At 68.4% G+C, this 7434-nt stretch carries 6 protein-coding genes; 2 read left to right on the top strand and 4 right to left on the bottom strand.

The window, feature by feature from the left end:
- Together VG296_RS18005 and VG296_RS18010 are read left to right on the top strand one after the other, a co-directional pair.
- Nucleotides 1–1331 (top strand): glycoside hydrolase family 76 protein (locus VG296_RS18005; RefSeq protein WP_325567003.1); only part of this gene is annotated, 1331 nt, incomplete at its 5' end.
- A 103-nt stretch (nt 1332–1434) separates the two neighbouring features.
- Nucleotides 1435–2517 (top strand): hypothetical protein, encoded by a 1083-nt coding sequence (locus tag VG296_RS18010; protein WP_325567005.1) that lies wholly within the window; start codon nt 1435–1437, stop codon nt 2515–2517.
- A gap of 23 nt (nt 2518–2540) precedes the next feature.
- On the opposite strand, the gene VG296_RS18015 is transcribed toward VG296_RS18010, so the two are convergent.
- The 4 genes from VG296_RS18015 to VG296_RS18030 all read right to left on the bottom strand — a co-directional run bounded on the left by VG296_RS18015 (nt 2541) and on the right by VG296_RS18030 (nt 7064).
- The gene (locus VG296_RS18015) at nt 2541–3149 is read right to left on the bottom strand and encodes a hypothetical protein (RefSeq protein ID WP_325567007.1); all 609 of its coding nucleotides are present in this window, start codon (nt 3147–3149) and stop codon (nt 2541–2543) included.
- A 33-nt stretch (nt 3150–3182) separates the two neighbouring features.
- Nucleotides 3183–4175 (bottom strand): right-handed parallel beta-helix repeat-containing protein, encoded by a 993-nt coding sequence (locus tag VG296_RS18020; protein ID WP_325567013.1) that lies wholly within the window; start codon nt 4173–4175, stop codon nt 3183–3185.
- Between the two features lie 204 nt (nt 4176–4379).
- The gene (gene mgrA, locus VG296_RS18025; protein ID WP_325567009.1) at nt 4380–5408 is read right to left on the bottom strand and encodes an L-glyceraldehyde 3-phosphate reductase; all 1029 of its coding nucleotides are present in this window, start codon (nt 5406–5408) and stop codon (nt 4380–4382) included.
- Between the two features lie 96 nt (nt 5409–5504).
- Entirely contained in the window at nt 5505–7064 is a 1560-nt protein-coding gene (locus VG296_RS18030; RefSeq protein WP_325567011.1) for an MFS transporter, read from the bottom strand.
- Nucleotides 7065–7434: the final 370 nt, after the last annotated feature.

Consider the following 7434-nt stretch of genomic DNA (forward strand, 5'->3'; position numbering starts at 1 on the left):
GCAGCAGTCGCGTGGCCGCCACGGTGTCGGTGTGGTCGAGGAATATCGCGCTGCACGTCGATGACGCCGACGACATGGCCTGGGCCGACATCTCCAACGGCACCGCCACCGACGAGACCTGGCTCGACCGCTCCTTCGACGGCGGCCAGACCTGGAGCAGCGGATCAAAGCTCGGAGACACCACCATCCCCACCGGCGACACCGAGTGGCGCACCATGATGTACAACATCGACAGCCCACTGACGGAACAGGTCGGCGCGATCCGAGCGTGTGGCAAGGCGGGCAACCGCGCCGACATCGTCTGCACACCATGGCTGCGATCCACCGCCCACGCCTCCGACGCCCGCAGCGCAGCGGCGACCGCACTCGCGCAACTATGGAACCCGCGGACCGGGAACTGGTCGTCGAACCCGAACTACGACTGGAAGGACGCGATCGCGCTCACGTCGCTCATCGACTACATGCAGGAGAGCGGCGACAGTACGTACTCGTACATCATCAGGCAGGTCTATCTGCACGACATTCGCAACGACGGCAGCCAGGTACTGACGAATTTCACCGACGGCTTCCTCGATGACACCGGCTGGTGGGGCATGGCCTGGCTCCACGCGTACGACTACACGAAGAACTCGACGTATCTGCAGATCGCCGAGGCCGACGCCAACTACATGGCCGGCTACTGGGACACCGGCACCTGCGGCGGCGGGGTCTGGTGGACCACCGGCAAGCAGCAGAAGAACTCGGTCGAGAACGAGCTCTACCTCGAGCTCAACTCCGCGCTGCACAACCACCTCTCCGGAGACACGACGTATCTCCAGCGCGCCAACGCCGAATGGTCGTGGTTCTCGTCGACCGGGCTGATCAACTCGCAGAACCTCGTCAACGACGGCCTCGACCTCTCCAACTGCCAGAACGATCACAACACCGGAACATGGACCTACAACCAGGGCGTCATCGTGGACGGTCTGGCCCAGCTCTCCAAGGCGACCGGCAACACCGCGCTACTCAGCCAGGCCTCGAAGATCGCCACCGCGGCGACCACGTTGCTGGCGACGAACGGCGTCCTCACCGAGCCGTCGACCGGCAGCCAGAACTGCGGAGGCGACGACTGGACCGCCTTCAAGGGCATCTTCATACAGAACCTCCAGGCGTACGCGTCGGATGCGAACGACTCCTCGTTCCAGTCCTTCATGGCGAATCAGAAGGCAGCGATCCTCGCCGACGACACGAACGGCGACGGCCAGTCCGGCTACTTCTGGGCCGGCCCGCTCAACAACACCGGCTACGGCTGCCAGGCCTCGGCCCTCGACGCCGTCAACGCCGCGGGCTGACGCAGCGTTCTGAATCCCACAGTTTTCCCACGCGGGCCGCGGGTACGTGCCCTGAGGTCGGAGTCAGCTCCGACCTCAGGGCACCCACCAGAGGAGACGGGAAGTGCGTTTTCGCCGTATCACCGGCGCCTTCGCGGCGGCGCTCGTCGTGACGCTGATCGCCCCGGTCGCGGCCTGGGCGGCGGAACCCCCGAGCGTTCTCGGCATCGGCAGCAGGTCGGGGATCGTCGACCGGGCCGGGCAGCCCGACAACGAGGTCTGGTTCGCGGCTCAGGACCCGAACAGCCGCGCGAAGCTGTTCCTCAGCTACAACACCACCCCGGCGCTGGGATCGCCGGTTCCCGCGATCGCCGTCGTCGGGGTGGTGCCGTCGGGCGATGCGGCCTTGCAGGCCAACAACGGCTGGTTCGAGGAACCCGTGCCGGATCCGCTGGGCTATACGGTCTCGAACAATCCCCCTTCGGTCACCTCCCTGGACGGCTCGGCCGTCTACGACCCGGCCCGCGGCGCCTACCACCTCACGCTGAACATCAGCCTCGGCGTGATCGCCGACCTGTGGTTCTCCGGGCCAGTCGGCGGCTTGACCGACCCGACGATCTGGGACGGACAGACCTCGTTCTGGAACCAGTCGATCGGCACCGGGACGGTGAACGGCTGGATCATCTTCCCCGGCGAGACGACGAAGACCATCGTGACGAACTGGGGCGCCGAGCAGGAGACGCAGTCCGGCACGTTCGAACTCGGCGCGATACCGCTCGTCCCGGCCCCGCACAACGGCTACTACTACGCCCAGTCCGACAACGTCGACGGGTCCGCGACCACTCTGTACGTGTTCCCGGAGCTCGACGGAGCGACCCGGGGGATCCTCACGACAACGACTGCCCGCGGCCAGGTGCTCGAGTGCGAGCCGCGCTGGCCCGACCAGATGACGGCGTCGAACTGGTACACCGACTCGGGCGGGGTCAGCTACCCTCTCTCGCTCTCAGCGCACTGCAACGACATCTACACCGGACACGAGCTGACCGGAAGCTGGACCACCACGCCCGGCGAGAGTAACGCCTACTACGTCGACGAGGTGCTCGGCGGGTTCGCATCGGTGCAGAGCATCGCCTCCTCCCCAGGCGCGAGCGCCGCCTGGATCCAGCACGTGGCCGACGACGGACACTTCGGACCGAACTTCAGCTGACCCGACCCGGATCGACTGCTGACCTAGGCGGGCTCGACGAGGAGCCAGGCTACTGTCGAGGTGTCTCCCGCGCCGCCCGCGACGGAGAACGACGCTCCCGCTGTCCGTGCCTTGACGTACGCGATTCCGGCGGGTGTTCCACCCGGGGCTTGGATCGTCAGGAAGATCCTGCTGTCGGCGGTCACCGCCGTGGTGTTCACGGTGACCGCGGTGGTGCCGTTGAGCACGAGCGTGCCCATCTTCGCGTTGGTGCCTTCCTTGACCTTCAAGCCCCGGCCGGCCATGCCGATGACGAGGTCGGAGTCCGGCGTGCCGAGTTGCGCGGCGCCGAGCCGCTTCAGCGTCGTGTCTCGCGACGCGTTGCCCGGCCCCCAGGCCTGGGTTCCGTCCGCTTGGACGATCCAGCGCATCGACGTGTCCCCGGTGACGTCGACGCCGAGGCCCTTGGTGATTGCGGCGGGATGATGCTGGCGGATCAGTGGGTTGGATCCCGCGGTAGCGCCCGAGAGGGTCTGAATCAGAACACTCGTATCAGTGGACGCAGACTGCACGAACTGCGAGCCGGCGTCGGTGCTCCATCCCGTGGAGCAGACGTACGTCGGCGTGGAGGCGCTCACGGTGGCGGTGGGCACGTTCGGTCCGACCGGAAGTACTCCGGCCGCATCTCAGCTGATCGGAGTGCCGGCAGCGGCGCAGGAGAAATAACCGCCGTTGACGGACACGTAGCTCGAAGAGGTCACGCTCAGGCCGGAGTACGGGGCGTCGGCACCGCCGTTGTCACCCTGGCGCGCGGTGACCGTCGTGCCGTCGAGCAGCACCGGGATCTCGCATCCGGTCACCGTGACGCCCGCCAGGGACGTCGATCCGCTTCCGGCGTAGTTGCCGTCGCGGCGGAACCGGCAGCCGTTGAGCTGGATGGCCCCATTGCCCGACAGGGTCTCCAGCCGGAAACCGTCGGCGTTGTCGAGGTCCGTGCTACAGCCCACGAACGAGATCCCGCCGAACAGGTTCGCGGTGTCGTGGAACCAGAATCCGTGGTTCTGGCCGTCTTCGGCGCGGCAGCCGATCCACGTCGAGTTGTCGCCGCCCTGGATGTTCCAGCCGGACGTGGCGCAGCCGGCGCCGAGGCAGTCGGTGTACCAGGAGTCGGAGATGCCCTGGATGTTGAACCCGTGGCCCGTCCCGCCGGTGCCCGCGTGGTACACCCCGACCTGACGCAGCACCACGGGGTTGGCCCCACTGAGGTAAATCCCGTCGCCGGCGGTACGGGCCACCAGCACGTTCTCCAGCATGCACGAGCCCGATCCGGTGATCTGCACGCCGATCGTGCTTCCCGTGGTGTTCGGCGCGTGGACCGTCAGACCCCGCATCGCGAAGTCCGCTATCCCGGAGGCCACGATCATCGCCGCGCCGGCGAAGCCGCTGACCGCATTGAGCACGGTCTGGTTCGCGCCACCCGCGCTGTAGCCGGTCGACGCCTTGTCGCCGAGGATCTTCGTCCCCGCGACTGAGACGGTGAGCGGCGCACTGACCTCGTAGACGCCGTTCGGGAAGTACACGACGCCGCCGACGTGGACGTCGGCGAGCGCCTGCTGGATCGCGGCCGTGTCATCGGTGACGCCGTCACCCTTGGCCCCGTAGTCGGTCCTGACGTTGATCCAGCCGGTCTGACCCGATTCGGTGGCCGCGGCCTCGGTGCGGGTGCGGACGCAAGCACCGCACCCGCACCGAGGCCACCCGCACCGGCCATCGAGCGGAGCAGGGTTCGACTCGACTCATCCATGAAAATCCACCCCGTGTCAAGATTGAGAGACCTCGACACATCTACCAGCATCGGGCCCGCACCCGCAAGCAAACAAGTATCAGGCTTCTGCGGATGCTGCCCAGAGGTTGATTCCCGCTTCCACGGCGTGCTTGTCGATTCGGGCCAACTCCTCGTCGGCGAAGTCGAGCCGGTCGAGCGCGCCGAGGCTGTCATCGAGCTGTGCGACGCTGCTCGCGCCGATGAGCACCGAGGTGACGCGCGGGTCGCGCAGAGCCCAGGCGAGCGCCATCTGCGCGAGCGACTGGCCGCGCTCCACGGCGATGGTGTTGAGCGCGCGGACGTGTGCGAGATTGCGCTCCTCCAGCATCGTGACGGACAGCGAGGAGTCGCGGGCCGCCCGGGACTCGGCCGGGATTCCCGCGAGGTACTTGTCCGTCAGCATGCCCTGAGCGAGCGGCGAGAAGGCGATACAGCCCACGCCCAACTCGCCGAGCACGTCGAGGAGTTCGGCTTCGATCCAGCGGTTGAGCATGGAGTACGAGGGCTGATGAATCAGCAGCGGCGTGCCAAGCTCCCGCAGGATGCCCGCGGCTTCGAGCGTGCGCTCCGGGCTGTAGGAGGAGATCCCGGCGTACAGCGCCTTCCCCGAGCGCACGGCCGTGTCGAGCGCGCCCATCGTCTCCTCCAGCGGCGTGTCCGGGTCGAACCGGTGGCTGTAGAAGATGTCCACGTAGTCCAGGCCCATCCGCCCGAGCGACTGCTCCAGGCTCGCCAGCAGGTACTTGCGCGACCCGCCCCCCTGGCCGTACGGGCCCGGCCACATGTCGTAGCCGGCCTTGGTCGAGATGACGAGCTCGTCGCGGTACGGCCGGAAGTCCTGGGCGAAGAGCGTGCCGAAGTTGCGCTCCGCGCTGCCGTAGGGCGGGCCGTAGTTGTTCGCCAGGTCGAAGTGGGTCACCCCCCGGTCGAACGCCCGGCGCAGGATGGCGCGCTGCGTCTCCAGCGCGCGCCCGTCCCCGAAGTTGTGCCACAGGCCCAGCGAGATGCTGGGGAGTTCCAGTCCGGAACGTCCGGTCCGGCGGAACGCACCGGCGTCATAGCGGTCAGACGCGGCAAGGTAGCTCATGTTTCTGATCCTCCTCGATATACGGTGCGCGGCGGGCCCACGGCTCTCACCGTGGCCTACCGCCATCTATCTGTCCAATAGCAGAATCTGATTGTTCTAGTCGGTCCGAGTGCTTAATTTCGGCCTGCCCTGGCGGTCGTGCCAGGCCACCGCGGTCGCCGTGGCCGCCGCCGCGGCGGCGATGAGCATCGCGACCCGGTCACCCGCTGCGCCGGTCGTCGGGCCGGCACCGTGCACCGCCTGCGCCACCGCGGGCAGCAGCGCCGCGCCGATGGCCGCGCCGACCTGACGGCTGGTGTTGATCACTCCGCCGACGACGCCCTGTTCGTGGTCTGCGACGCTCTCGGCCGCCGTGACCATCGTGCCGAAGGCGGTTCCCGCGGTGCCGAATCCGACCAGCATCACGGCGGCGAGCACGGGGCTGTAACCGCCGCTGACCGGGAGCTGGGTCAGCACGAGGAAGCCGGCCGTCGCGATTCCGCTGGTCAGCATCAGTACCCGGCGGATACCGATGCGCCGCGCGAGCCTGGCGCCGAACGCCCCCGCGCTGAACCCGACGACGCCCTGCGGAGCGATGACCAGGCCGGTCACCAGCGGCGAATAGTGCAGGACCTGCTGCAGGTAGAGCGAGAGCACGATCATCTCTCCGGCGTTCCACAAACCGAGCAGCAGATTCATCGTGCTCGCCTTGCGCAGACCCGGCAACCGCAGCAGCTGGGGACGGACGAGCGGGTCCGGATGGCGCCGCTCGACCGCGACGAACCCGGCGGCCGACGCGATCGCGACGACGATTGCCGCCAGGGGCGCCGGAGCGGCCAAGCCGACAGTGCCCGCCTGCGCGATGGCGAAGACCAACGCCGCCACACTGAGCGTGACGAGCAGCGCGCCGCCCAGGTCGAGCCTGCGCTCGGACCGCGGCTCGCGAGCCCGGCCGAGCAGACGCGGCGTGACCAGGACGGCCAGCAGACCGACCGGGACGTTGACCAGGAACACCGCGCGCCAGCTGGTGAACTGGACCAGGACGCCGCCGAGGACCTGGCCGGCCACGAAGCCGATCGACGCGGTCGCGCCGTACATGCCCAGGGCGCGATTGCGTGCCGGGCCCTGCGGGAAGCCGGTGGTGATCAGGGACAGCGCGGCCGGGGCCACGAGCGCGGCGCCCGCACCCTGCACGACGCGCGACGAGACCAGCAGCACCGGGTCGTGTGCCAGGCCGCCGGCCAAGGACGCGGCGGTGAAGATCAGCAGCCCGGCGGCGAACATCCGCCGCCTGCCGAACAGGTCGGCCGCGCGCCCGCCCAAGATCAGCAGGCCGCCGAACGTGATCGCGTAGCCGGTCACGATCCACTGGACGGAGGAGGCCGAGAAGCCGAGCTCCCGTTGGATCGAGGGCAGCGCCACGTTCACGATGCTGAAGTCGAGCACCACCATGAAGGCCGCGGTCAGGATCAGAGCGAGCGCGGGCCCGTGCAGCCCCCGCGCCGCATCGTTCGGCCGCGGGGCCTCGTTTGACCGCGGCTCTCCGTTTGACCGCGGGTCATCGTTCTGCGGGACCGGATCGTGCCGCCGTGGGCGCCGCAGCCGCTGGTGCGGTGATACGGCGACCGTGGTCCGGGCGTCCGACGGGCTGGTCGCCTCGAGGGTGGTGTGTGGCACGATGCGCTCCCATATAGAAACTGAACTTCTAGTTTCGTATATATAGAGCGCGGCGGGCGGCCGATTGATTTCCGCCTGGGATGTGACGTGGGACTCACTCGGTAGCGCGTTGCATCCCAGGCGGGATGCGATCCAGTGCAAGCTCGGAGTCAGCGCCGGCAGGGTGCGGCGGCTAGTCCACGAACTGCTGCAACACGTCGGCGCCCGCACCCGCTTCCAGGCCGGCTACCAACTCGCGCGCACCCGCAGCGACCGCCCGCGCCGCCCCCCGTCGAACTGACCACGGCGAGAAGATCGCGGATCGCGACGGCAGTTGGGGTCTGCTGGAAGTGCTGCGGGCGCGCCCCGCCTGCGCCAAGCACCACGCTCA

Source organism: Actinospica sp. (genome assembly GCF_035552695.1).
Classification (GTDB): domain Bacteria; phylum Actinomycetota; class Actinomycetes; order Streptomycetales; family Catenulisporaceae; genus Actinospica.